Source organism: Taklimakanibacter albus, from assembly GCF_016595235.1.
Classification (GTDB): domain Bacteria; phylum Pseudomonadota; class Alphaproteobacteria; order Rhizobiales; family Aestuariivirgaceae; genus Taklimakanibacter; species Taklimakanibacter albus.
On record NZ_JAENHL010000006.1, the window covers coordinates 628914 to 652170 of the forward strand.

At 62.6% G+C, this 23257-nt stretch carries 19 protein-coding genes and 1 tRNA gene; 18 read left to right on the forward strand and 2 right to left on the reverse strand.

Annotated elements, in window-relative coordinates; translation table 11 throughout:
• Positions 1–2: 2 nt before the first annotated feature.
• The gene (locus JHL16_RS07625; protein WP_200184274.1) at positions 3–1697 is read right to left on the reverse strand and encodes an ABC transporter permease subunit; all 1695 of its coding nucleotides are present in this window, start codon (positions 1695–1697) and stop codon (positions 3–5) included.
• A gap of 11 nt (positions 1698–1708) precedes the next feature.
• Positions 1709–2755, reverse strand: a complete 1047-nt coding sequence (locus JHL16_RS07630; RefSeq protein WP_200184275.1) for a Fe(3+) ABC transporter substrate-binding protein — start codon at positions 2753–2755, stop codon at positions 1709–1711.
• Between the two features lie 231 nt (positions 2756–2986).
• On the opposite strand from JHL16_RS07630, the gene JHL16_RS07635 reads away from it, so the two are divergent.
• The 18 genes from JHL16_RS07635 to JHL16_RS07720 all read left to right on the forward strand — a co-directional run bounded on the left by JHL16_RS07635 (position 2987) and on the right by JHL16_RS07720 (position 23252).
• Positions 2987–4234: a mechanosensitive ion channel family protein gene (locus JHL16_RS07635; RefSeq protein WP_200184276.1), complete on the forward strand. Its 1248-nt coding sequence runs from the start codon at positions 2987–2989 to the stop codon at positions 4232–4234.
• Positions 4235–4291: 57 nt separating this feature from the next.
• Positions 4292–4368: transfer RNA gene (locus tag JHL16_RS07640), tRNA-Asp, on the forward strand.
• A 251-nt stretch (positions 4369–4619) separates the two neighbouring features.
• Positions 4620–5147 carry an invasion associated locus B family protein gene (locus JHL16_RS07645; RefSeq protein WP_200184277.1) on the forward strand — a complete coding sequence of 176 codons (528 nt, stop codon included), beginning with the start codon at positions 4620–4622 and terminating at the stop codon, positions 5145–5147.
• 322 nt (positions 5148–5469) lie between these two features.
• Positions 5470–9282, forward strand: coding sequence for an autotransporter domain-containing protein (locus JHL16_RS07650; RefSeq protein ID WP_200184278.1), 3813 nt, complete (start codon positions 5470–5472; stop codon positions 9280–9282).
• Between the two features lie 332 nt (positions 9283–9614).
• Positions 9615–9980 carry an NADH-quinone oxidoreductase subunit A gene (locus JHL16_RS07655; protein ID WP_137855261.1) on the forward strand — a complete coding sequence of 122 codons (366 nt, stop codon included), beginning with the start codon at positions 9615–9617 and terminating at the stop codon, positions 9978–9980.
• Positions 9971–10516, forward strand: a complete 546-nt coding sequence (locus tag JHL16_RS07660; protein ID WP_137855260.1) for a NuoB/complex I 20 kDa subunit family protein — start codon at positions 9971–9973, stop codon at positions 10514–10516. The genes JHL16_RS07655 and JHL16_RS07660 overlap by 10 nt, the downstream gene beginning before the upstream one ends.
• A gap of 5 nt (positions 10517–10521) precedes the next feature.
• Positions 10522–11127: an NADH-quinone oxidoreductase subunit C gene (locus JHL16_RS07665; RefSeq protein ID WP_200184279.1), complete on the forward strand. Its 606-nt coding sequence runs from the start codon at positions 10522–10524 to the stop codon at positions 11125–11127.
• Positions 11124–12326, forward strand: coding sequence for an NADH-quinone oxidoreductase subunit D (locus JHL16_RS07670; protein WP_200184280.1), 1203 nt, complete (start codon positions 11124–11126; stop codon positions 12324–12326). Before JHL16_RS07665 ends, JHL16_RS07670 begins: the two co-directional genes overlap by 4 nt.
• A complete protein-coding gene (gene nuoE, locus JHL16_RS07675) occupies positions 12323–13390 on the forward strand; it encodes an NADH-quinone oxidoreductase subunit NuoE (RefSeq protein WP_200184281.1) in 1068 nt (355 codons plus the stop codon). Before JHL16_RS07670 ends, nuoE begins: the two co-directional genes overlap by 4 nt.
• A gap of 154 nt (positions 13391–13544) precedes the next feature.
• A complete protein-coding gene (gene nuoF / locus JHL16_RS07680) occupies positions 13545–14852 on the forward strand; it encodes an NADH-quinone oxidoreductase subunit NuoF (protein ID WP_200184282.1) in 1308 nt (435 codons plus the stop codon).
• A gap of 7 nt (positions 14853–14859) precedes the next feature.
• Positions 14860–16932, forward strand: a complete 2073-nt coding sequence (gene nuoG, locus JHL16_RS07685) for an NADH-quinone oxidoreductase subunit NuoG (protein ID WP_200184283.1) — start codon at positions 14860–14862, stop codon at positions 16930–16932.
• A 1-nt stretch (position 16933) separates the two neighbouring features.
• Complete coding sequence (gene nuoH, locus JHL16_RS07690) at positions 16934–17971, forward strand: NADH-quinone oxidoreductase subunit NuoH (RefSeq protein ID WP_200184284.1); 1038 nt, start codon at positions 16934–16936, stop codon at positions 17969–17971.
• 12 nt (positions 17972–17983) lie between these two features.
• Positions 17984–18223, forward strand: coding sequence for a hypothetical protein (locus tag JHL16_RS07695; protein ID WP_200184285.1), 240 nt, complete (start codon positions 17984–17986; stop codon positions 18221–18223).
• A 4-nt stretch (positions 18224–18227) separates the two neighbouring features.
• Entirely contained in the window at positions 18228–18716 is a 489-nt protein-coding gene (gene nuoI, locus JHL16_RS07700; protein WP_137855252.1) for an NADH-quinone oxidoreductase subunit NuoI, read from the forward strand.
• A gap of 29 nt (positions 18717–18745) precedes the next feature.
• On the forward strand, positions 18746–19357 hold the full coding sequence (locus JHL16_RS07705; RefSeq protein ID WP_200184286.1) for an NADH-quinone oxidoreductase subunit J: 612 nt from the start codon (positions 18746–18748) through the stop codon (positions 19355–19357).
• A 2-nt stretch (positions 19358–19359) separates the two neighbouring features.
• Positions 19360–19668: an NADH-quinone oxidoreductase subunit NuoK gene (gene nuoK / locus JHL16_RS07710; protein WP_200184287.1), complete on the forward strand. Its 309-nt coding sequence runs from the start codon at positions 19360–19362 to the stop codon at positions 19666–19668.
• A 9-nt stretch (positions 19669–19677) separates the two neighbouring features.
• Positions 19678–21741, forward strand: coding sequence for an NADH-quinone oxidoreductase subunit L (nuoL, locus tag JHL16_RS07715; RefSeq protein WP_200184288.1), 2064 nt, complete (start codon positions 19678–19680; stop codon positions 21739–21741).
• Complete coding sequence (locus tag JHL16_RS07720) at positions 21741–23252, forward strand: NADH-quinone oxidoreductase subunit M (protein WP_200184289.1); 1512 nt, start codon at positions 21741–21743, stop codon at positions 23250–23252. Before nuoL ends, JHL16_RS07720 begins: the two co-directional genes overlap by 1 nt.
• Positions 23253–23257 lie beyond the last annotated feature (5 nt).

Below are 23257 nucleotides of genomic sequence, written 5' to 3' on the forward strand. Positions count from 1 at the left end.
AGCTACGTTTCCGCCCTGGCCACGCCGGCATTGATGCTGCGTGAGAGCATGATCACCGGCAGGATGCCGGCCAGCATGATGAGGAGGGCGGCGACGGAAGCGTCCTCGACGGCGGCGCGGGACGCCCGCTCATAGACATAGGTCGAGAGCGAATTGTAGTTGAAGGGCCGGAGCAGGATCGTCGCCGACAGCTCCTTGATGCCGTCGATGAAGACGAGGAGACCGGCGGTGAGGAAGGCGGGCTTCAGGATCGGGATCAGCACCTGGGTCAGCGTCTCGCGCGGATTGCGCCCCAAGGTGCGCGCCGCCATGTCGATATGACTGGGGATCTTATGGAAGCCCGCTTCGATGGCGCCTTCCGCCATGGCGAGGAAGCGCACGCTCATTGCATAGATGATGCACAGAGCCGACCCGGTGAGCAGCAGCCCGGTCTTGATGCCGAACGCGCTCTGCATCCAGTGATCGAGGAAATTGTCGAAGCGCGCCAGCGGAATGAGGATGCCGAGCGCCAGCACCGTGCCCGGAATGGCATAGCCCAAGGCAGCGAACCGGTTGAGCAGCAGCATGTTGCGGCTGCGGGTGACCCGGAGCGCATAAGTGAGGAGGAAAGCGAGGCCGACCGTGACCAAAGCCGCGGCCCCCGCGACCAGCACGCTGGTGAGGATCGCCTCCTGCAAGGTCGGATCGAGCAACTGGTCGAGCCGCTTCACCGCATAGCCGCCCAGCACATAGACCGGCAGACCGAAACCGGCGACGATCGGCATCAGGCACGAGAAGAAGGCGAGCGCCCCGCGCCAGCCGGAAAGTTTCTGGAGGCTGCTGCGCCGGGCCATCGACGTGCTGCGGCCGAGATTGAAACGCTGCCGGCGCCTGGCCCAGCGCTCCGCCAGGATGACGCCCAGCACCACCACCAGCATGATGCAGGCGATCTGCGCGGCGCCGTTGAGGCTGCCTTGATTGAGCCAGGTCGTGTAGACGGCCGAGGTGAGGGTCTTCACCCCGAGGAATTCGACGGCACCGACATCGTTGAGTGTTTCCATCAGCGCCAGCGTCACGCCGACGATGATGGCGGGCCGCGCCATCGGCAGCAGCACCTGGAAGAACGCGCGGATGGGGGACGCACCAAGGGTCCGCGCCACATCGGTGGCGTTGCGGCCCTGCATCAGGAAGGCGGCGCGGGTGGTGAGATAGACATAAGGATAGAGCACGAAGGACAGGATCACTACGGCGCCCCAGAGCGAACGGATATCGGGGAACCAGTAGTCACGCGAGGTCTTGAAGCCGAACAAGGCGCGGATCAGCGATTGCGCCGGACCGGTGAAAGTGAAGAACTCGGCATAGGCGTAGGCCGCGAGATAGGTCGGCACCGCGAGCGGCAGAACCAGCGCCCAGGCAAGCACGCGCCGGCCGGGAAACTCGTAATAGGCGGTGAGCCAGGCCGGGACGATGCCCATGCTGGCGGTGAGGAGGGCGACGCCCGTCATCACCAGAAGAGTGGTCTTCAGCGCCACCGGCAGCACATTGCGGGCGAGATGCGGCCAGTCGGCACCACCGCCCGACAGCGACAAGGCAATGAGGGCGAGAAGGGGAACGAGGACGGCGAGCGCCGTCAAGGCCGCACCGATGGTGAGCCCGCGATGCTCCCTGAACGAGAAAAAGGGGCGCGTGCGCCCCTTTGTTATGGTGTTTGCCGTCACGCTCGGCCTGCTCAGCTCGCCGGGCCTTCGTCGAAGCCGACCTTGTCGACGAGCTCGGAGGCCGCCTTGCGGTTCTTGGCGATGTCGGCGAGCGGCAACGTGTCGGGCTTGAGCGTGCCCCAGGCCGAGACGATGTCGGACGGCTTGATGCCGGGTTCGACCGGATATTCGAAGACCCGCTCGCCATAAAGCGTCTGGCCCTTGTCGCTGGCCAGGAATTCCATGAGCTTCACGGCGTTGTCCTTGTTGGGAGCATATTTAGCCAGCGCCATGCCGGAGATGTTGACATGCGTGCCGCGGTCATTGGCATTGGGGAACAGCACCTTGATCGAGGCCGCCCATTCCTTCTGCTCGGGCTCCTTCTCGGCGGTCTGCATCTGGCCGACATAATAGGTGTTGCCGAGAGCGATGTCGCATTCGCCGGCGAAGATCGCCTTGGCCTGGTCGCGGTCACCACCGTCGGGCTTGCGCGCCAGATTGGCCTTCACGCCTTTCAGCCATTCCTCGGTCTTTTCGGCGCCATTATGGGCGATCATCGAGGCGATGAGGCCGATCGTGTAGACATGCTGGCCGGAGCGCGTGCAGATCTTGCCCTTCCACTTGGGATCGGCGAGCTCTTCATAGGTGATCGCGTCCTGCTTCACCCGCTCTTTCGACGCATAAACGACGCGGGCGCGGGTGGTGACGCCGAACCAGTTGCCTTCCGGATCGCGATATTGCGACGGGATGTCCTTGTTTATGATCTCGCTCGCGAGCGGCTGGGTGACGCCCTTGTCCTCGGCGGCCTGGAGCCGGCCGATATCGACGGTGAGAATCACGTCGGCCGGCGAATTGGCGCCTTCCTCGGCGATCTTCTCCTCGAGGCCCTTGTCGAGGAAGAGCACATTGGTCTTGATGCCGGTGTCGGCGGTAAATGCGTCGAGGAGCGGCTTGATCAGTTCGGGCTGCCGATAGGAATAGACATTGACGACTCCGTCGGCCAGCGCGCTGGTCGCCAGAAGGGCGGCGGCAAACGGTGCCGCGAGCGCCAGATACGCCAATTTCCCGATAGACTTCATGTACTTGCTCCTCTTGTTCTGCCGGCCATTGACCCCATGCCAGCTAATTCCTGACTATTGCTGTCAGGTTTTGCGGTAAAAGCCCCAGAGCGTCAAGAAAAAACCTTGTTCGATCAGTTATTTAAAGAATCAGTTTTGATCACATTCGCTTGAATAAAGTTGGCGTAGCCCAACAAGGCTGCGAGGGCTTTGGCGCGTGGATGTGGTGCCAATAGGAGTGACGGGGAAGCAATGACGATCGACCAGGCAGAAATCGAAGCGACGAAGGTATTGGATATTCTGCTGGGTTGGCTGGTCAGCTCGCAATTCTACGCTCAGATCGGCGCCATCATCCTGGCCGTGGCGATCGCCCATTTCGTCAACCGTCAGATCAAGGCGAAGACGCCCTATTTCAAGAGCCAGCCGGAGCAGGGACCGCTGCTCAAGGCTCGGCGCTGGCTCTATAGCTGCCGCGATCTTCTGTTTCCCATTTTCTGCGTCTTGATGCTGGCCATCGCCGTCCAGGTGGCGGAAGGCTCGGTGGGCTCCTCCTGGCTCGTCCGTTTCGCCCAGAGCATCGCGGTGATCGGCGTGCTCTATGCGGCGATCAAGCGCTTCGTCCGCCACCCGCTGATCAATGCCGCGGCGCGCTGGATCGGCATCCCGATCGCGACGCTGCAGGTTTTCGGCGTCCTCGACAATGTATCGCTCTATCTCGATTCGGTGTCGCTCGAGGCCGGCAATATCAGGCTCTCGCTCTACACCCTGGCCAAGGCGGCGGTGTTTGGCGGCGTGTTGTTCTGGCTCGGACGCCTCTCCAACGATGCCGGCCAGAAGGTCATCCGCAAGCAGGAAGCCCTCGATATCCCGACGCGCGAATTGCTGGCCAAGATCTTCCAGATCGGTCTGTTCGTGCTGCTGTTCATCCTGCTCCTGCAGGTGCTGGGCCTCGATCTGACGGCGCTCACCATCTTCGGCGGCGCCTTGGGCGTCGGCTTGGGTTTCGGACTGCAGCAGATCGCCTCCAACTTCATCTCCGGCATGATTCTGCTGTTCGAGCGTTCGATGAAGGTGGGTGATTATGTCGAGGTCGGCGGCGGCATGGCCGGCACGCTGCGCGAGATCAATATGCGCTCCTCGACACTCCATACCGGCGACGGCAAGGAGATCATGGTGCCGAACGAGAAGTTCATCACCTCGGCTTTCGTCAACTGGACAAAATCCGATCCCCTGCAGCGCTTCGAGGTGGCCTTCACGGTGCCCTACGACACCGATATCCATAAGATTCCGGACCTCGTTCAGGCCGCCGCCGCCAAGCACCCCTATATCCTGGCGAGGCCCTCGGGCCCGTCCTGCGATATCAAGCAGTTTGGCGACAAAGGTATCCAATTTGGCCTGACTTATTGGGTCACCGGCTCCAATGGTTATGGCTCGGATGTCCATTTCCTGGTGTGGGATACGCTGAAAGAGGCGGGTATCGCCTTGGGCCCGTTAAAATAAGTATCGCTTTGCTTGACACCCGGCAGGCGCTGCACTATCACCCCGCCCACGCCAGATGCGGGTGTAGCTCAGTTGGTTAGAGCGTCGGCCTGTCACGCCGAAGGTCGCGGGTTCGAGCCCCGTCACTCGCGCCAGTCTTTTCAAAGACTTGGACAAATCCGCATCCGGCTTCCCAACGTTTCCGTCCAACCTTTTGTTGATTGCCCATTCTTCGCCCGTCTTGATGACGTAAGGGCACGTTCGTGATCGGGCTAAAAGTGAGATTCCTCACTGACGGGCGAATCTGGGAAGTCCAGTTTCGCGAGACACCGCGGCGGGGCGCTTGTCGTGATCGATCAGATGGCCGATAGAATAGGGGCAGGCATCCTTTGACAGAGTGGAAGAGATGAAACTCTCGCAGGTCCTCGTCGCCGCCCTACTTTCTTTTTCCGCCTTGCTCGATCCCGCTTCTTCGCGCGTGACCGTCGCCCAGGAAGCGGCCAACAGCACCGAGACCTATGGCGCCTGGATGGTCCGCTGCAAGCGGGAGAAGGATCTCAATCTCTGCGAGATGCTGCAGACGCTGGCCACCGGCACCGAGAAGGATCGCAAGATCGTGGCCCAGGTAGCGATCGGGCGATTGCCGAAGTCCAACACGCCGCGCGCCGTGCTGCAAGTGCCGATGGGCGTAGATCTGACCAAGCCGCCGATGCTCATCATCGGCGAAACTGCGGAATATACCGGGCGCTACTTCATCTGTACCGGCCGGTTCTGCCGCGCCGAGATCGAATTGCCGGCGGCTGTGGCGGCTGAGATCGACAAGGCGAAGAAGGCCAGCATGCGCTTCACGCTGCTCGGCAAGAACGTTGTCGTACTGATCACCACCGACGGCATGGCCAAGGCCTTCAAGCAGGCGCTCGGCAAGGCAAGCTGATTCCACCTATCGCGAGGCAGAGGGCGTGCGTTGCTGAAGAGCCACGCGGAGGTCCTGTGCGAAATTGGAACAGAATGGCAGATAATTCGCGATTGTGGCCTTTGGGATACAGTGGCCGCAAGTGACTGATCGGACGAGTCAAAAGCTTCCTGAAGGGAATATTGTCGGGTCGAACGGAGATTACTCGGTGGAACGCGTGATTGTCCCTGCGTAGCCTTGTCGATTATAAAGAACAGGTGAGGGCCAGCTCTGGGGGGATGCTATGGTGCATGTCGCTCGCTCTATTATTGCGCTTAAACTTCTGACGCAAACGGGTTTGGCATTGGCCACGGTCTCTGCCGCGGCGCTGTTGGCCGCGATGCCGGCGGTCTCACAAACTGTCGACCGCTTCATTCTTATCCAGCCCATCCAGGTTTGCGACGACGGCGGCGCCAATTGCGCCACCATTACCAATTTCCCCCCGGAAACCCGCGCCATCTATGCGCAGGCCGGCGTGTTCCCGGTTTTCCTTACCCCGACCCAGCTCAACAGCACCGCCTCGCTCAACGGCCTCACCGGCGTCGATCCGATCGACGGTGACGATGCCGGCGGCAGTGAGACCGTCATCGAGGCCTGGTTCGTCAATTCACTCGACGACGGCGATGTTGATCCCAACACGAATCTCTTCGGCGAGGCGTGGGTCGACGGCAACGGCGTCATCATCAATGCCAGCGCGGTGGCGAATTTCAATGGCGGCAATGGCCGCCGTGATACATTCGCGCATGAGCTCGGCCACAATCTGGGGCTCGATCACAACACGCTCGGGGCCGGCGGCGCCGACAATCTGATGACCGCGGGCAGCACGCGTGATATCCCGGACGGGGTCGGCGACATCAATCCCAATGGCGACGATCTCGACAAGCTCACCAATGACCAGATCACCGAGATCAGGGATCGTTATGTCCAGGCGGCGGTCGACTGCAACGGAACGGCTGGTCCCGATACCCTGACCAAGGGCAATGGCGATGTCTGCCAGAATTTCTCAGGCCTTGCCGACAACGATACGATGAGCCTCGCCGGCGGCGCGCTTGTCATGGGCAATATGAGCGGCAACGAAGGCAACGACACGCTGAATGTGACGCTCACGAGCTTCGTTCTCGGCAATCTCGATGGCGGCGCTGGTGACGACAAGATCCTCGTATCCGATGCGAGTGAGATCGGCTGGAACGACGGCGATGTTCTGGGCGGTATCGGCAATGACGAGATCAAGATCGAATCGGACTCGATCATCTATGGCGATGTCTTTGGCGACGACGGCAATGGCAACGAGGCCGACGGGGACGGCAATGACACCATCAGAATGACGGGCGGCCAGGTCGGTTCGGACCTGCACGGCACGGGCGGCAACATCAATGGCGAAGGTGGGGATGACGACATACTGATCTCGGGTGGCTCGGTCGCGGGCAATGTCCTGGGCGGCACCGGCAACGACAAGATCGAAACCAAGGAGCCCGCCACGATTGCCGGCAATGTCGACGGCGGCGCCGGCAACGACACGGTCACCATCGCTTCCGATCCGGCTGACGTCCTGGGTGGCATCGGCGACGACACCGTCAACATTCTGACCGGTGCGATCGTCGTCAATGTCTATGGCGACGACGGCAACGGCAATGAGGCCGATGGCGACGGTGCCGACACGATCAACATGACGGGCGGTGCGGTCAGCGGCAATGTCGATGGTGAGGGCGGTGTCGACCAGCTGCTCATTTCCGGCGGCACGATCGGCGGCAATGTTCTGGGCGGCGGCGGCGGCGACACGATCACCACCAGCGGTGCCGCGGCGATCACCGGCAATATCGATGGCGAGGACGGCAACGACACCATGTCGGTGGCCACGAGCGCCGCGAATGTCCTGGGCGGCAATGGCGACGATGGCATGACCATCAATGCCGGTGCCAATATCAGCAATGTCTTCGGCGACAACAATGACGGCAACGACGCCAATGGCGATGGCGCCGATACGATCACGATGAATGGCGGCACCGTCGCGGCGAATGTCGATGGCGAGGGCGGCATCGACACGATCGCCATCCTGGGTGGCAGCGTGGGCGCCAATGTTCTCGGCGGCGCGGGCGGCGACAGCCTGACGGTGAATGGCGGCAGCGTCACCGGCGATGTCTCGGGCGAGGAGGACAACGACAAGATCTTCATCACCAGCGGCAGCGTCGGCGGCAATGTGCTGGGCGGCGCCGGGCTGGACGAGGTCGATCTCGGCGGCGGCACGGTTGCGCTCAATGTCGATACCGGCGCCGATGCCGACGAGGTGACGTTGCATGGAACGGCCGTGTCCGGCGACGTCCTGACCCAGGCGGGTAACGACACGATGGTCTGGACCGCGGGCAGCATCGCGGCCGGCAAGAACATCAATATGGGCGCCGATACCGACGTGCTCGATATTCACGGCACGGCCAATGGCGGCGCGGCGCTTCAGGCGGCACTCGCCTCGCTCGACGGTGGCGACGATGCCTCGAGCGCCGACGGCCAGGTCGACACGCTCAACCTGCATGGCGTGGTCGAGACTTTGACCCAGATGAACAATTGGGAGTTCATCAATCTCGTCGACAATTCCCGCGGCGATCTCGGCACCACATCACGCACCATCACCACCGAGATCTTCTCCATCGATGCGACGTCGGCCCTGATCGCCGGCGCCGGCGTCGGCGGGCAGGTCTATACGATCGCCGGAATCCTCGACAACAAAGGCGGCCTCGCGATGAGCGACAGCGGCGCCTTCTATGACGAGGTCGCGGTGACCAGCGACTACCGGGCGACCACTGGCGCGCTGGCGTCGTTCGACACCTTCCTCGGCGCCGATGGCTCGCCGTCCGATCTGCTGCGGGTCGGCGGCGCCACCACCGGCGATCCGACCGGACTGGTGATCTTCGACACCAATCCGGGCGCCGGCGCCTTCACGCCGCAGGGCATCGAGCTGGTGCGGGTCGAGGGGCCGGCCGGCAGCACGGCGGCGGAAGATTTCTTCCTCACCGCCGGGCCGATCGAGAAGGGGCTGTGGACCTATGATCTGGGTCTCGACAATACGCGCGCCAATCCCGGCCGCGCCAATGCCGATGTCCATGTGCTCTACAGCCGTCCGGACGAGATCACCCAGTTCACACCTTATTTCGCCACGGCGGCGCTGACCATCTTCGAGACCTCGCTGGAACCGTGGATCGACCGGCAATATACGCTGCACGATACGCTGGCCATGAACCGGCACGTCACGCCGACGGCGGATATCGGCCAGCCGGTGCCGATGAAGGGCACCTTCGTGGATCTGTGGGCGGCACCCTTCGGCCTCTATCGCGAGGTCGAGGCTGATTCCGTCCTGTCGTTCTTCGAGGACACGTTCTCGGCCCGCATGGACTATGACCAGACGGTCTGGGGCCTCCTCGGCGGCATCGACGTCATCTCGATCATTGATGACGACCAGGCTGTCATGGGTGGTGTTTTCGGCGGTTATCTGAGTTCATCCGTCAATCCCGACGCCGTCGCCGTCTCCGGCGACTATGAGGGCGGCACCGTCGGCGCCTATGGCTCCTATCTGTGGCAGGGCCTGACGCTGAGCGCCGTCGGCAAGGTCGATCTCCTGAAATTCGGCTGGGATTCTTCCAGCCTCAACATCAAGGAGAATGCCGATGTCGACACCTGGGGCGGCAGGGTCGAGGCCGCCTATAAGATCGCCCTCGGCGAAGCGCCCTGGATCGAGCCCTATGGCAACCTGACCTATACCGACAGCTCCTGGGACAGCTTCGATGTGCTGGGGACCGAATTCGACCTCGACGACAATGACAGCCTCGTCGGCCGCCTGGGTCTCAGGGTCGGCGCCGATTTCTACGGCAACACGGATTACGCCAAGGTCTTTGTCGGCGGCGGGGTTGCCGAGCAGTTCGAGGACGGCACCACGGCCGATGTCGTGAGCGGCGGCGCCACGCTGCCGTTGAGCGATGATATCGACGACACGGTGTATGAGGTGCTGGGCGGCTTCAAGTTCGGCGGCACCGAGCACGGCCTGTCGGTCACGGTCACCGGCACCGGCCAGTTCTCCGACAGCGTCGAGGGATATGGCGGCAAGGCCACGGTGAACTACCAGTTCTGAGGGGCCTGGCGGAACGCCCGCCATACCGTGGCCACATGGGGACAGGGCAGGCGCGCATGGCCGCCCTGGCCCGGTGGTGCGGCGTTCGGCGCCACGCCCGCCGGTGATTCTCCCTTTATAGTCCGAAGGATCGGACGGTCGCGGCCCGAGGCCTTGCCGGCTGCGGGAACCGCTTCACCAAATCGTTGTCCGGTCATGACAAAGTGCCGCAATCGACCTTTCCCGGCGCCAGTTTTGGAATTGGTCTAATTGGCTTGCAGTGCAGCATTTGGTGCGCTACCACGGCAGCGAAAATAGGCCCGCTTTGCTGTGGGCATAAGAGGCACAGGGACATGCCCGAACTGGTCAAAGACTATCTGCCTGTCGTCATTTTCATGGCGGTAGCCGGCGCGATCGCCTTGGCGCTCATGGCGTCCGCGATCATCATTGCGGTCAGGAAGCCTGATCCCGAGAAGCTCTCGGCCTATGAATGCGGATTCAAGGCCTTCGACGACGCCCGCATGAAATTCGACGTGCGATTCTACCTCGTCTCCATTCTTTTCATCATTTTCGACCTCGAAGTGGCCTTCCTGTTCCCCTGGGCGGTGTCCTTGGGCGAGATCGGCGTCTTTGGCTTCTGGTCGATGATGATCTTCCTGGTCATCCTCACCATCGGCTTCATCTATGAATGGCGCAAAGGAGCGCTCGAATGGGATTGATCGAGACTCCGAAAGCGGGGCAGGGGCTCGTGACACCCGCCCAGCAGGAATATTTCACCAGCATCAACGCCGAGCTGGCCGACAAGGGCTTCCTGGTCACTTCGACCGATGAGCTCATCAACTGGGCCCGTACCGGCTCCTTGATGTGGATGACCTTCGGTCTCGCCTGCTGCGCCGTCGAGATGATGCAGGTGTCGATGCCGCGCTACGACGTCGAGCGCTTCGGCTTCGCGCCGCGCGCCTCACCGCGTCAGTCGGACGTGATGATCGTCGCCGGCACGCTCACCAACAAGATGGCCCCGGCCTTGCGCAAGGTCTATGACCAGATGCCGGAGCCGCGTTACGTCATCTCCATGGGCTCCTGCGCCAATGGCGGCGGCTACTACCACTACTCCTATTCGGTGGTGAGGGGCTGCGATCGCATCGTGCCGATCGACATCTATGTGCCGGGCTGCCCGCCGACCGCCGAGGCGCTGCTCTACGGCATTCTGCAGCTGCAGAAGAAGATCCGCCGCGTCGGCACATTGGAGCGCTAGTCCTGATGTCGGAAATGCTGAAGAACCTGGGCGCTCACATCACTGGCAAGCTGGGCTCGTCCGTGCTGTCGAGCGAAATCGCCTTTGGCGAGCTGACTGTCTGGGCCGATCCCGCCAGGATCGGCGACGTCCTGCGCTTCCTGCGCGACGACCCGGATTGCCGTTTCGTCTGCTTCATCGACATCTGCGGCGCCGACTACCCGGAGCGCGATAAGCGTTTCGATGTCGTCTATCATCTGCTCAGCCCTTACAAGAACTTCCGTATCCGCGTGAAGGTGAAGACCGACGAGGCGACACCGGTGCCGACCGTGATCGACGTCTTCCCGGCCGCCGACTGGTTCGAGCGCGAGACCTTCGATCTCTATGGCGTGCTGTTCGACGGCCATCCGGACCTGCGCCGCATCCTCACCGATTACGGCTTCTCCGGCCATCCGCTGCGCAAGGACTTCCCGCTGACCGGCCATGTCGAGGTGCGCTACGACGACGAGCAGAAGCGCGTCGTCTACGAACCGGTCAAGCTGGTCCAGGAATTCCGTAAATTTGACTATCTCTCGCCTTGGGAAGGCACCGATTATGTGCTGCCGGGCGATGAAAAGGCGGTGAAGCCATGACCACCACCACCGCTGAAGCCGATATCCGCAACTTCACCATCAATTTCGGTCCGCAGCATCCGGCCGCCCACGGCGTGCTCCGCCTCGTGCTCGAGCTCGACGGCGAGGTGGTGACGCGCGTCGACCCGCATATCGGTCTTCTGCATCGCGGCACCGAGAAGCTCATAGAGCACAAGACCTATCTGCAGGCGGTGCCGTATTTCGACCGGCTCGATTATGTCGCGCCGATGAATCAGGAGCACGCCTATGCGCTGGCCGTCGAACGACTGCTCGGCATCGAGGTGCCGAAGCGCGGCCAGCTCATCCGCGTGCTCTATTCCGAGATCGGCCGGTTGCTCTCGCATCTGCTCAACGTGACGACGCAGGCCATGGACGTCGGCGCGCTCACCCCGCCGCTCTGGGGCTTCGAGGAGCGCGAGAAGCTCATGGTCTTCTATGAGCGTGCCTCGGGCTCGCGCATGCACGCCGCCTATGTGCGTCCGGGCGGTGTCCACCAGGACCTGCCGCAGCAGCTCGTCGACGACATCTGGACCTTCTGCGAGCATCATCCCGCGGTGCTCGACGATATCGAGGGACTGCTCACCGACAACCGCATCTTCAAGCAGCGCAACGTCGATATCGGCGTGGTGAAGCTCGAGGACTGCTTCGCCTGGGGCTTCTCGGGCGTGATGGTGCGCGGCTCCGGCGCCGCCTGGGACCTGCGCAAATCGCAACCTTACGAATGTTATTCCGATCTCGATTTCGATATTCCGATCGGCAAGAACGGCGACTGCTACGACCGTTATCTGATCCGCATGGAAGAGATGCGCCAGTCGGTGCGCATCATGAAGCAGTGTATCGAGAAACTGAATTCGGCCGACGGCAAGACGCCGATCTCGTCCGCCGACGGCAAGGTCGTGCCGCCGAAGCGCGGTGAGATGAAGCGCTCGATGGAAGCGCTGATCCATCATTTCAAGCTCTATACCGAGGGCTACAAGGTGCCGGCCGGCGAGGTCTATGCGGCGGTCGAGGCGCCTAAGGGCGAATTCGGCGTCTATCTCGTCTCCGACGGCACCAACAAACCCTATCGCTGCAAGATCAGGGCGCCGGGCTTCGCGCATCTGCAGGCGATGGATTTCATGTGCCGCGGCCACATGCTGGCTGATGTGAGCGCCGTGCTGGGTTCGCTCGATATCGTGTTTGGTGAGGTTGATAGATGAGCGTTCGCCGTCTCGATCCCGTTCAGCCCGACAATTTCGCCTTTACACCGGCGAATCTCGTCTGGGCCAAGGAGACGATCAATAAATATCCGGAAGGCAAGCAGGCTTCCGCCGTCATTCCGCTGCTCTGGCGCGTTCAGGAGCAGAATGAGGGCTGGGTGTCGCGCCCGGCGATGGAATATGTCGCCGACATGCTCGGCATGAGCTTCATCCGCGTCTATGAAGTCGCGACCTTCTACACGATGTTCCAGCTCTCGCCGGTCGGCAAGAAGGCGCATGTGCAGGTCTGCGGCACGACGCCTTGCATGCTCAGGGGCTCGGAAGACCTGATGAAGGTCTGCAGGAGCCGCATCCATGCCGAGCCGCATCATCTCTCGGCCGACGGCAATTTTTCCTGGGAAGAGGTCGAGTGCCTCGGCGCCTGCGTGAACGCGCCGATGGTGCAGATCTGGAGCGACACTTACGAGGATCTGACGCCGGAAACCTTCGAGAAGGTTCTCGACAGCTTCGCCAAGGGCAAGCCGGTGAAGCCCGGGCCGCAGAATGGCCGCCAGCTCTCCGCACCGGAAGGCGAGCTCACGACCCTGACCGACGCTTCGATCTACAGCGCCGGCCGCACCTTCACCCGCATCGAGATGCCGCCGCCGGCGCCGCCCGCGGCTCCGGCAGCGCCCGCCGCGGCAGCACCGCCGGCAGCACCCGCCGCAGCGGTGCCGCCGGCACCAGCCGCTCCGCCGGCATCGCCCGCTCCGGCCGCGAAGGCCGACGCGCCCGCCGTCAAGGCGGAGAGCAAGCCGCAGTTGTTCACGGAGCCCAAGGCCGGCAAGGGCGATGATCTCAAGCTCATCTGGGGCGTCGGCCCCAAGCTCGAGCAGATGCTGCACGAAATGGGCGTCTGGCATTTCGACCAGATCGCGGCCTGGAACGAGCCCGAGCTCAATTGGGTCGACCAGCGGCTCGAAGGATTTCATGGCCGCGCCGAGCGTGACAAGTGGATAGAGCAGGCAAAGAAGCTTGCGACGGGCTGGCGGCCCGACAATGCCGTCGGCGAGAAACCGCAGTGAGGAGGAGGGAGATGGGCGCCACATACTCAATCCTCACCCTCAGGTGCACCGCCGAAGGCGGTGCCTCGAAGGGGCTGCATCAGCAGTCTCACTCTATCCTGAAGGATGCTTCGAGGCTCGCTACGCTCGCACCTCAGCATGAGGATGGCATATAATGCTCGCAGATAAAGACCGCATCTTCACCAATCTCTATGGCCTCCATGACTGGGGCCTCGATGGCGCGCGCAAGCGCGGCTGTTGGGTGGACGTGAAATCGTTCATCGAGAAGGGCCGCGACTGGATGATCAATGAGATGAAGGCCTCGGGGCTGCGTGGGCGCGGTGGCGCCGGCTTCCCGACCGGTCTCAAATGGTCGTTCATGCCCAAGCAGATCGGCGAGCGCCCGCATTATCTCGTCGTCAATGCCGACGAGTCCGAGCCCGGCACCTGCAAGGACCGCGAGATCATGCGGCACGATCCGCATCTCCTGGTCGAGGGCTGCCTCATCGCCGGCGCCGCGATGGGCGCCCATGTCGGTTACATCTATGTGCGCGGCGAGTTCATCCGCGAGCGCGAGCGACTCCAGGCCGCCATCGATCAGGCCTATGAGGCGCGCCTCATAGGTCCGAACAACATCCATGGCTGGGACTTCGATCTTTATGTCCACCATGGCGCGGGCGCCTATATCTGCGGCGAGGAGACGGCACTACTCGAAAGCCTCGAGGGCAAGAAGGGCCAGCCGCGCATGAAGCCGCCATTCCCGGCCAATGTCGGCCTCTATGGCGCGCCCACCACCATCAACAATGTCGAATCGATCGCCGTCGCCGGCACCATCATGCGCCGCGGCGCCGCCTGGTTCTCCGGCATCGGCCGGCCGAACAATGTCGGCACCAAGCTGTTCTGCATTTCGGGCCATGTGAACAAGCCCTGCAATGTCGAAGAGGCGATGGGCATTCCGTTCCGCGAGCTGATCGACAAGCATTGCGGCGGCATCCGCGGCGGCTGGGACAATCTCCTGGCCGTGATCCCCGGCGGCGCCTCGGTGCCCTGCGTGCCGGCCGACCAGATCATCGATTGCCCGATGGACTTCGATTCGCTGCGCAATCTCAAATCGGGCTTGGGCACCGCGGCGGTCATCGTCATGGACAAGTCGACCGACATGATCCGCGCCATCGCGCGGCTCGCTTATTTCTACAAGCATGAGAGCTGCGGTCAGTGCACGCCATGCCGTGAAGGCACCGGCTGGATGTGGCGCGTGCTCACCCGCATGGCCGAAGGCCGCGCCGAGAAGCGCGAGATCGACATGCTGCTCGATGTGACCTACCAGATCGAAGGCCACACGATCTGCGCCTTGGGCGATGCGGCGGCCTGGCCGGTCCAGGGCCTCATCCGTCATTTCCGCCATGTGATCGAGGACCGCCTCGATCAATATTCGGCCAATCCTGATCATGCCGGCGCGGTGCGCCTGCAGGCCGCTGAGTGAGGACAAGATGCCGAAACTGAAAGTCGACGGCACCGAGATCGAAGTCGAAAACGGCACGACGCTCCTGCAGGCTTGCGAGGCGGCGGGCGCCGAAGTGCCGCGCTTCTGCTATCACGAGCGCCTGTCGATCGCCGGCAATTGCCGCATGTGCCTCGTCGAGGTGAAGGGCATGCCGAAGCCGCAGGCGTCCTGCGCCATGTCGGTCAACGACCTGAGGCCCGGCCCCAATGGCGAGCCGCCCGAGGTCAATACCCGCACCCCCGTCGTCAAGAAGGCGCGCGAAGGGGTGATGGAATTCCTGCTGATCAACCATCCGCTCGATTGCCCGATCTGCGACCAGGGCGGCGAATGCGACCTGCAGGACCAGGCGATGGCCTATGGCATCGACAAGAACCGCTTCCATGAGAACAAGCGGGCCGTCGAGGACAAATATATCGGGCCGCTGGTCAGGACCTCGATGAATCGCTGCATCCAGTGCACCCGCTGCGTGCGCTTCACCACCGAAGTGGGCGGTGTCGAGGAGCTCGGCGCCATCGGCCGCGGCGAGGATATGGAGATCACCTCCTATCTCGAACGCGCCATGACCTCGGAGCTGCAGGCCAATATCATCGATCTCTGCCCGGTCGGCGCCCTGACCTCGAAGCCTTACGAATTCAAGGCGCGGCCCTGGGAGCTGACCAAGACCGAGACCATCGACGCGATGGACGCGGTGGGCTCCAATATCCGCGTCGACTCGCGCGGGCGTGAAGTGATGCGCATTCTGCCGCGCACCCATGAGGACGTGAATGAGGAGTGGATCTCCGACAAGACGCGCTTCGTGTGGGATGGCCTGCGCACGCAGCGCCTCGACCGGCCCTATATCCGCGAGATCGGCAAATTGCGCCCCGCCACCTGGCCGGAAGCCTTCGCCCGCATCGCGCAGAAGCTGAAGGGCACCAAGCCGGAGCGCGTCGGCATCATCTTAGGCGACCTCGTCGGCGCCGAGGAGGCCTTCTCGATCAAGCAGCTCGCCACTGCGCTCGGCATCACCAATATCGACTGTCGCCAGGACGCGACGCCTCTGGGCGACACCGGCGGCCGCGCCGGCTATCTGTTCAACTCGACCATCGCCGGCCTCGAAGAGACGGATGCGATCCTGCTGGTCGGCAGCAATCCGCGCCTCGAGGCGCCGGTGCTCAACGGCCGCATCCGCAAGCGCTGGCTGAAAGGCGGCCTCACCGTGGGCGTGATCGGCGAGAAGGCCGATCTCACCTATGCCTATAAATATCTGGGCGCCGGCCCTGACAGCCTGAAGCACCTCAAGGATTTCGATCTCAGCCAGAAGCAGAAGCCGATGATCATCGTCGGGCAGGGCGCTCTGGCGCGTCCCGACGGCGCGGCGGTGCTCGCCGCCGCGAAGCAGGCCGCTGAGGCGCTGGGCGTCATCAAGGATGGCTGGAACGGCTTCAACGTCCTCCATACCGCGGCGGGCCGCGTCGGGGCACTCGATGCCGGAGCGCTCCCGGGCCAGGGCGGCAAGTCCACCCGTGAGATCCTGGCGGCGGCGCAGGCGGGCGACATCGACATGCTTTTCCTGCTCGGCGCCGATGAGGTGGATCTCCCGCCGCTCGGCACGAGCTTCGTCGTCTATCAGGGCAGCCACGGTGACAAGGGCGCGCATGGCGCCGAGGTCATCCTGCCGGGGGCCGCCTATACCGAGAAGTCGGTCACTTATGTGAATACCGAAGGCCGTCCGCAGATGACGCGCCGCGCCACTTTCCCGCCGGGCGAGGCCCGCGAGGACTGGGCCATCCTGCGCGCTCTGTCGGAAGCGCTGGGCGCCACCCAGCCGTGGAACTCGCTCGCCGAATTGCGCAAGGCGATGTATCAGGCGGTGCCGCATCTCGCCCGCCTCGACCAGGTGGCCAAGGCCGACCCGGCTGAGCTCGCCAAGGTCGCAGCCAAGGGCGACATGACGAGCGAGGCTTTCGCGTCGCCGATCACCGATTTCTATCTGACCAATCCGATCGCGCGCGCGTCGCGCATCATGGGTGAATGCTCGGCCCTGCGTCACGGGGCCAAGCTCGAGGCGGCGGAGTAACATGAACGAGATCTTCCTAACCGTCGGCCTGATCGTCCTGCAGAGCGTGGCTCTGCTGGTGGCGCTGCTCATCGTGACCGCTTTCCTGCTCTATGCCGACCGCAAGATCTGGGCGGCGGTGCAGATGCGCCGCGGACCTAATGTCGTCGGTCCCTGGGGGCTGTTCCAGTCCTTCGCCGATCTGCTGAAATTCGTGTTCAAGGAAGTCATCATTCCCGATGGCGCCAATAAGGGCGTGTTCATCATCGCCCCGTTGATCACCGCACTTCTGTCGCTCGCCGCCTGGGCGGTGATCCCGCTCGACGAGGGGTGGGCGATCGCCGATATCAATGTCGGCATTCTCTATCTGCTCGCCATCTCGTCGCTCGGCGTCTATGGCGTCATCATGGGCGGCTGGGCGTCCAACTCGAAATATCCGTTCCTGTCGGCGTTGCGTGCCGCGGCGCAGATGGTGTCCTACGAAGTCTCGATCGGCTTCGTCATCATCACCGTGCTGCTCTGCGTCGGCTCGCTCAACCTGACCGACATCGTGAAGTCGCAGGAGACCGGCCTCGCCACCGCCATCGGTCTGCCCTGGCTCGCCTTCCTCAACTGGTACTGGCTGCCGCTGCTGCCGATGTTCGTCATCTTCTTCGTGTCGGCGCTGGCGGAAACCAACCGTCCGCCCTTCGACCTCGGCGAAGCGGAATCGGAGCTCGTCGCCGGCTTCATGGTCGAATATTCCTCGACCCCCTATCTGCTGTTCATGCTGGGTGAGTACATCGCCATCATCATGATGTGCGCGATGACGACCATCCTGTTCCTGGGTGGCTGGCTGCCGCCGATCGACATCTGGCCGCTCAATCTGGTGCCGGGCGTTATCTGGTTCCTGGCCAAGGTCTGCCTGGTCTTCTTCATGTTCGCCATGGTGAAGGCGATCGTGCCGCGCTATCGCTATGACCAGCTGATGCGCCTCGGCTGGAAGGTGTTCCTGCCCATCTCGCTGTTCTGGGTGGCGCTCACCGCCGGCGTGCTCGTGACCTTCGGATGGCTGCCATGAGGATCAAGGACCATGATCTTTTCCTTCGGCAATATTTTGGGCGTCCTGATCTTCCTGGCGCTGGGCATGCTCGGGCTCGCCTTCTTCAAGCGCTTCGTCTATCCGCTGCTGAGCGCCAAATACGAAAAGGCGAAGGCGACCGCCACGCAGGGAAAGGATCCCGCTCGGCTCACCCGCATCGTCTATCTGGTGAGCTTGCTGTTTTTGCCGGCGCTGGGTTTTCTGCTCGGCGGCCTGGCGTTGAATTGGTGATGTCATGAGACTGGCTCAAGCAGGTCGCGCGCTGTTCCTGCGCGAATTCGTATCCGCCACCATCATGGCGATGCGCTACTTCTTTGCGCCCAAGGCGACGGTGAACTATCCCTTCGAGAAGGGGCCGGTGTCGCCGCGCTTCCGGGGCGAGCATGCGCTGCGCCGCTATCCCAATGGCGAGGAACGCTGCATCGCCTGCAAATTGTGCGAGGCGATCTGCCCGGCCCAGGCCATCACCATCGAGGCGGGGCCGCGTCGCAATGACGGCACGCGCCGCACGACCCGCTACGACATCGACATGGTGAAGTGCATCTATTGCGGCTTCTGCCAGGAAGCGTGCCCCGTCGACGCCATCGTCGAGGGGCCGAATTTCGAATTTGCCACTGAAACGCGCGAGGAGCTGCTCTTCAACAAGGAGAAGCTTCTGGCCAATGGCGATCGCTGGGAACGCGAACTCGCCAGGAACATTGCGCTCGACGCACCCTATCGTTAAGGGCGGCGAGCTGAGGATTTGAGGGGACTATGACGGTCGCGAGCTTGTTCTTCTATCTGTTCTCCGTGGTGGCCTGCGCCTCCGCGGTGATGGTCATTTCATCGCGCAATCCCGTCCATTCGGTGCTGTTCCTGATCCTGACCTTCTTCAATGCGGCGGGACTGTTCATCCTGGCGGGCGCCGAGTTCCTGGCGCTGATCCTGGTCGTCGTCTATGTCGGCGCCGTCGCGGTGCTGTTCCTCTTCGTCGTGATGATGCTCGATGTCGACTTCACCGAGCTGCGCCGCGGCATGCTGAGCTATCTGCCGATCGGCGGCGCCATCGGCGTGATCCTGCTGGTCGAGCTCATCCTGGTGCTGGGCTCGTGGCATTTCTCGTCGGGAGCGGGCGCGGTCTCCGAGCCGATCCTCGCCGGCGGCAAGACGACCAATACCGAGGCGCTCGGCCTCATCCTCTATACGAAGAACTTCTTCTACTTCCAGGTCGCCGGCCTCGTGCTTCTCGTCGCGATGATCGGCGCCATCGTGCTGACACTGCGCCACAAGCAGGGCGTCAAGCGCCAGAACATCGCCGACCAGGTAGCGCGCAACCCCGCGACCGCTATCGAAGTCCGCCAGGTCAAGCCGGGGCAGGGGATCTGACAATGACCATCACGCTTGGACATTTCCTCACCGTCGCCGCCATCCTCTTCACCATCGGCGTGTTCGGCATTTTCCTCAATCGCAAGAACGTCATCATCATCCTGATGTCGGTCGAGCTCATGCTGCTGGCGGTCAACATCAACTTCGTTGCCTTCTCGGCCTATCTGAACGATCTCATGGGCCAGGTTTTTGCGCTGTTCGTGCTCACCGTCGCCGCGGCGGAAGCCGCGATCGGCCTCGCCATCCTCGTCGTCTATTTCCGCAACCGCGGCACCATCGCGGTTGAGGACATCAATCTCATGAAGGGCTGACGCCACACCATGTATCAGCTCATCGTATTCCTCCCTTTGATCGGCGCCATCCTGGCGGGCCTTCTTGGCACCAACGCCTTCCGCATGATGGGCAAGACGATCGATGCCGGTCATGGTCACGGCCATGGCGACGATCACGGCCATGGCGCGCATGGCGGCGGCGATCATGACGATCACGGCCATGACGACGACCATGCGCATCATGCTTATCCCACACCTTGGGCCGCTTATCTGACGTCCGGCTTCCTGGTCATCTCGGCGGTGCTCTCCTGGGTCGCCTTCTGGCAGTTCATGCATGAGGCAACGCCGGTCAAAGTCGAGGTGCTGCGCTGGGTGAGCTCGGGCGCCCTCACGGCCGACTGGGCCTTCCGTATCGACACGCTCACCGCCGTGATGCTGGTGGTGGTCAACACCGTCTCGTCGCTCGTCCATATCTATTCGATCGGCTATATGAGCCACGATCCGCATCAGCCGCGGTTCTTCGCCTATCTGTCGCTGTTCACTTTCGCGATGCTGATGCTGGTGACCTCCGACAACCTCCTGCAGATGTTCTTCGGCTGGGAAGGCGTCGGTCTCGCGTCCTACCTGCTGATCGGCTTCTGGTATCAGAAGCCCTCGGCCAATGCCGCGGCGATCAAGGCTTTCATCGTCAACCGCGTCGGCGACTTCGGTTTCGCGCTCGGCATCTTCGCCGTCTTCGTCGCCTTCGGCTCGATCGAGTTCGACACGATCTTCTCGCAGGCCGGCGCCCAGGTCGGCAAGACCATGCAGTTCCTGAGCTGGCAGGTCGACGCGCTGACGCTCATGTGCCTCCTGTTGTTCATGGGCGCCATGGGCAAGTCGGCGCAGTTCCTGCTGCACACCTGGCTGCCCGACGCCATGGAAGGTCCGACCCCGGTCTCGGCCTTGATCCATGCCGCGACGATGGTCACCGCCGGCGTCTTCCTGGTGGCGCGCATGTCGCCGCTGTTCGAGCTGGCGCCGCATGCCCGCGAAGTGGTGATCGTCGTCGGCGCCATCACCGCTTTCTTCGCGGCGACCGTGGGCCTCGTCCAGAACGACATCAAGCGCGTCATCGCCTATTCGACCTGCTCGCAGCTGGGCTACATGTTCGTGGCGCTGGGGGTAGGGGCCTATGGCGTCGCCATCTTCCATCTCTTCACCCACGCCTTCTTCAAGGCGCTCTTGTTCCTGGGCTCGGGTTCGGTCATCCACGCAATGTCGGGCGAGCAGGACATGCGCAAGATGGGCGGTCTCGCCCCGCATATCCGCGTCACCTGGGTGTTGATGCTGATCGGTACTTTGGCGCTTACCGGCTTCCCCTATACGGCCGGCTATTTCTCCAAGGACGCGGTCATCGAGTCGGCATTCGTCTCGCATGCCGGCGCCGCGAGCTTCGCCTTCGTGCTCCTCATCATCGCCGCTTTCTGCACCTCGTTCTATTCCTGGCGCCTGGCCTTCATGACCTTCAACGGCAAGCCGCGCGCTTCTGAGGACGTGATGAGCCATGTGCATGAATCGCCCCAGGTCATGCTGGTGCCGCTTTATCTGCTGGCTATCGGCGCGCTCCTCGCCGGCATCGTCTTCGCGCCTTACTTCATCGGCCATGACGAGGTGCAGTTCTGGGCAAGTGCGATCTTCCGCGGATCTGAGAACAAGATCGTCGAAGAGATGCATCACGTCCCCGCCTGGGTGAAGTGGTCGCCCTTCGTCGCGATGGTGCTGGGCTTCGCGCTCGCCTACCAGTTCTACATCCGCCGTCCCGATCTGCCGGGCAAGCTCGCCCAGCAGCATTGGCCGCTCTACCAGTTCCTGCTCAACAAGTGGTATTTCGACGAGCTCTACGACTTCATCTTCGTCAATCCGGCCAAGTGGCTGGGGCGCTTCCTGTGGAAGCGTGGTGACGGCTGGTTCATCGACGGCTTCGGTCCCGATGGCGTGTCGGCCAGGGTGGTCGACGTCACCCAGAGAGTTGTCCGGCTGCAGACCGGCTATCTATTCCATTATGCTTTTGCCATGCTGATTGGTGTCGCCGCCCTCGTGACATGGTTCATGTTTGGGAGCGTCCATTGATGTCCGGCTGGCCGATCCTCTCCGTTGTCACCTTCCTGCCGCTCGTCGGCGCCGCCTTCGTTCTCGCCATTCGCGGCAACGATGCGGTGGCCTTGCGCAACATGCGCTGGGCCGCTCTGTGGACGACGATCGTCACCTTCGTCCTGTCGCTCCTGATCTGGCACTATTTCGACACGGCCAATCCCGACTTCCAGTTCGTCGAGAAACTGTCCTGGCTCGGCGATACCGCGTCCTATCACATGGGTGTCGACGGCATTTCGATGCTGTTCGTCATCCTGACCACCTTCCTGATGCCGATCTGCATCCTGGCGAGCTGGCAGGTGGACAAGCGCCTGCGCGAATATCTCATCGCCTTCCTGGTGCTCGAGACCTTGATGATCGGCGTTTTCTGCGCCCTCGACATGGTTCTCTTCTACCTGTTCTTCGAAGGCGGCCTCATTCCGATGTTCCTGATCATCGGCGTGTGGGGCGGCCCGCGCCGCGTCTATGCGAGCTTCAAGTTCTTCCTCTACACGCTGCTCGGCTCGGTGCTGATGCTGCTCGCCATCATCGCCATGTATTGGTATTCGGGCACCACCGACATCGCGGTTCTCTACAAGAACCCGAACTTCCCGGCCGGCATGCAGACTTGGCTGTGGCTCGCTTTCTTCGCCTCCTTCGCGGTGAAGATGCCGATGTGGCCGGTCCATACCTGGCTGCCGGACGCGCATGTGGAAGCGCCCACCGCCGGCTCCGTCATTCTGGCGGCGATCCTGCTCAAGATGGGCGGCTACGGCTTCCTGCGCTTCTCGGTGCCGATGTTCCCGATCGCCTCCGATCTCTTCGCGCCATTCGTCTTCACCCTCTCGGTCGTCGCCATCGTCTACACGTCGCTCGTGGCCATGATGCAGGAGGACATGAAGAAGCTCATCGCCTATTCGTCGGTCGCCCATATGGGCTTCGTCACGATGGGCATCTTCACGCTGAACCGTCAGGGCATCGACGGCGCCTTGTTCCAGATGATCTCGCACGGCATCGTGTCGGGCGCCTTGTTCCTGTGCGTGGGCGTCGTCTATGACCGCATGCATACCCGCGAGATCAAGGCCTATGGCGGCCTCGTCAACCGCATGCCGCTCTATGCGCTGACCTTCATGGTCTTCACCATGGCCAATGTCGGCCTGCCGGGCACGTCGGGCTTCGTCGGGGAATTCCTGACCCTCATGGGCGCCTTCCAGAACAATACCTGGGTCGCCTTCTTCGCCACCACCGGCGTCATCCTGTCGGCGGGCTACGCGCTCTGGCTCTATCGCCGCGTCGTCTTCGGCAAGCTCGAGAAGGCGAGCCTCAAGCATATCACCGACATGACGCCGCGCGAGGCGCTGGCGCTGGTGCCCCTGATCGTGCTCACCATCTTCTTCGGCGTCTATCCATCGCCCATTCTCGATGTCTTCGGCGCCTCGGTCGAAAGCCTGATGGCGGGCGTCAACAAATCGCTTGCCGCGGCGGGCGCAATCACGGCGGCGGGACTTTAAACCAT